Source organism: Roseicyclus sp. (assembly GCF_052168335.1).
In the GTDB taxonomy this organism is placed as follows: Bacteria; Pseudomonadota; Alphaproteobacteria; order Rhodobacterales; family Rhodobacteraceae; genus Roseibacterium.
Window position 1 is genome coordinate 1 of sequence record NZ_JBQLZP010000240.1, and the last position, 3,177, is coordinate 3,177.

Consider the following 3,177-nt stretch of genomic DNA (forward strand, 5'->3'; position numbering starts at 1 on the left):
GCCACGGGACGCTGCGTTTCTCCTACGCGCGGGGCACGGCCGAGATCGAGGAGGGCGTCGCGCGCCTCGTCCGGTTCTTTCGCGCCGGCTGAGCCGCCGGAACCGCTTGGGCGGGAGGCGCCGATCTGCTAGGGGAGACGGCAGGACACCAAGACCGGGACCAAGCCCGTGCGCCGAGCAGTTCTGAGCCTTCTTCTCGCCCTCGCGGCGAGCCTCGCGCCCCTTGCCGCCGTGGCGCAGGGCTTCGGCGCGCTGGCCCGCGTGCTGCCGGGCGAGAGCGTCGTCGAGGCCGGGGAGGAGGGCGTCACGCTTATCCTCGGCCTCAGCCAGCCCGTGCCGTTCCGCGTCTTCACGCTGGCCGATCCCTGGCGGGTGGCGATCGACTTCCGCGAGGTGCTCTGGGACGGGCTGCCGGAGGGGTTCGGAGAAGGTGTCCCCGGCCTTCAGGCGGTCGAGACGGGGGCCGCGCTCGATCCGGGCTGGTCGCGCATCGTCCTGACCCTCGCCGCGCCCATGGCGCCCCGCATCGCCGCGATGGAGACCGACGAGGCGAGCGGCGCGGCCTTCGTGCGCGTGGACCTCGGCCCCGTGACGGAGGAGGCGTTCCGCGCGCGCGCCGGCCTCCCGCCGGGGATGGCGTCCGATAGCGGGCCCGAGGCCGAGGCGGTCGCGCGCAGCGACGGGCGCCTCGTCATCGTGCTCGACCCCGGCCACGCCGGCGTCGATCCGGGCGCGGTGCGCGGCGAGCATACCGAGGCCGACCTCGTCCTCACCTTCGCGCGCGAGCTGGCGGACGCGCTGCGCCGGACCGGGCGTGCCGAGGTCGTCCTCACGCGGGAGGCGGATGTCTTCGTGCCGCTGCCGACCCGCGTGACCATCGCGCGGGCGGCGAACGCGGACGCGCTGGTTTCGATCCACGCCGATGCGCTGGCCGAGGGCAGGGCGCGCGGGGCCACCGTCTACACGCTGTCGGACACCGCGTCGGACGCGGCGAGCGCGGCACTGGCCGAGCAGCACGACCGCGCCGACCTCCTTCAGGGCATCGACCTCTCGCGGAGCGACGACGTGGTGGCGGGCGTCCTGATGGACCTCGCCCGCACCGAGACCGCGCCCCGCGCCGAGGCGCTGGCCGACCGGCTGGTGACGGCGATCGGCGTCGCCGACATGCGCCTGCACGGCCGGCCGCGCGGCGAGGCGGGGTTCACCGTGCTGCGGGCCGCCGATATCCCCTCGGTCCTCCTCGAGATCGGCTTCATGTCGGACGAAAGCGACCTCGAGAACATCCTCGACCCCGGATGGCGGGCGCGGATGCAGGCGGCGCTGGTCGAGGGGCTGCTCGACTGGGCGGAAACCGACGCCGTGCGGGCCGGGCTCCTGCGGCAGTAGGCGGTCACTTCCTCCGGGCGAGCCAGACGGAATGCCCGGCAAGCTCCGCGTCCTCGGGGCGGAACCACAGGACATCGAAGCCGTTCCCGTCGAGCAGCGCGCGATACTCCGCCGGATCGAGCGAGGCGTGGTAGACGGCCGATCCGCCGACCCGGCCCCAGGCCTCGCCCGCGCGCGGCCCGCTCGTGAAGAGGAGGGTCGCGTCCCGCGCCGCATGGGCGGCGAAGACGGCAATCATGGCGCGCTGGTCGTCGGGGGACAGATGGAAGACCGAGTTGAACGCGATCACGACATCGAAGCGCGGCCCGAGCGCAAGCCCGCGCATGTCGGCCAGCACGGCCTCGGCCCCCGGCACGCGCGCGCGGAACTCGGCGATCATCGCGGCGGCGCCGTCGACGCCGGTGACGGCATCGCCGCGCCGGTCGAACCACTCCGCGATGGGCTGCCCCGATCCGCAGCCGAGGTCGAGCACGCGAAGGCCCGGCGCGCGCCCTCCGACGGCGGCCAGAAGCGCCGGCTCCTCCCAGAGCGCGCGGTTCCGCGTCCGCGCCCAGTCGCGCGCCTCCCGCTCGTAGGCGGGCAGGATCGCCTCGGGGCCGGGGCGCTCGGGGTCTTCGTCCGACATCGGCGCGAGCCTCGCATCATCACGTCCGCGCGAAAAGCCGCTTCCCCGTCGCGCTTGCGTTTTGACCGGGGGCGCGCGCGCGTGTAGAAGACGCGGAACATCCGGCGGAAGACCGGCCAGTGACAAGAGCGCGTGACGGGGACGCGTGACAGGGACAGGTGACAGGGGCGGGGCCCCGCCGGCAGACTGGCGGGACCGGAATTTGAACCGGCGGGTAGGGATTGACGGATGTTCCGTTTCGTTTTCGGCATTTTCGGGTCGCTTTTCAGCACGATCGTGCTGGGCATCGTCGCGGCCGCGCTCGGCATCGGGGGGCTCCTGTTCCTCTACAGCCACGACCTGCCGGACCACGAGACGCTGTCGAACTACGCGCCGCCCACGATCAGCCGGATCTACTCGCGCGAGGGTGTGGTCGTGGACGAGTTCGCGACCGAGCGGCGCCTCTTCGTCGGCGCCGAAGAGATCCCGGACGTGGTCGCGAACGCCTTCATCTCGGCCGAGGACCGCAACTTCTGGGAGCATCAGGGCTATGACCCGCGCGCCATCGTCGCGGCCTTCGTCGAGGCGGTGCAGACGCGCGGCCAGAATGTGCGCGGCGCCTCGACCATCACCCAGCAGGTGATGAAGAACTTCCTCCTCGACGGATCGCGCACGGTCGAGCGCAAGGTGCGCGAAATCATCCTCGCGGCGCGGATCGAGCAGACGCTCTCGAAGGAGCGCATCCTCGAGCTCTACCTCAACGAGATCTTCCTGGGGCAGAACTCCTACGGCGTCGCCGCTGCCGCGCAGACCTATTTCAACGCGCCGCTCGAGGACCTGACGCTGGAACAGGCGGCTTATCTCGCGGCGCTGCCGCAGGCGCCCTCGAACTTCCATCCGGTCCGCGACTACGACCGCGCCGTGAACCGCCGCAACTACGTGCTGCGCGAGATGTTCGAGAACGGCTACATCTCCCGCGAGGAGATGGAGCGCGCCACCGCCGCGCCGCTCGAGACGGTGCAGGGCGGCCATATCGAGCCCTACCGGGCGACGGTGCCGCCGCGCAACTACTTCACCGACGAGATCCGCCGCCAGCTCTCGGCGCAGTATGGCGAGGACGACTTCTTCACCGGCGGCTATGCGGTGCGCGCCTCGATGGACGAGGACCTCCAGCGCGTCGCGGAACG

3 protein-coding genes are annotated in these 3,177 nt (G+C 72.2%); 2 read left to right on the forward strand and 1 reads right to left on the reverse strand.

The window, feature by feature from the left end:
* The first annotated feature begins 168 nt into the window (after positions 1 to 168).
* Positions 169 to 1,386: an N-acetylmuramoyl-L-alanine amidase gene (locus tag ACTS11_RS07505; protein ID WP_442639707.1), complete on the forward strand. Its 1,218-nt coding sequence runs from the start codon at positions 169 to 171 to the stop codon at positions 1,384 to 1,386.
* 4 nt (positions 1,387 to 1,390) lie between these two features.
* Here ACTS11_RS07505 and ACTS11_RS07510 read toward each other — a convergent pair whose 3' ends face one another.
* A complete protein-coding gene (locus tag ACTS11_RS07510; protein ID WP_442639708.1) occupies positions 1,391 to 2,011 on the reverse strand; it encodes a class I SAM-dependent methyltransferase in 621 nt (206 codons plus the stop codon).
* 228 nt (positions 2,012 to 2,239) lie between these two features.
* On the opposite strand from ACTS11_RS07510, the gene ACTS11_RS07515 reads away from it, so the two are divergent.
* Positions 2,240 to 3,177 (forward strand): transglycosylase domain-containing protein (locus ACTS11_RS07515; protein WP_442639709.1); only part of this gene is annotated, 938 nt, incomplete at its 3' end.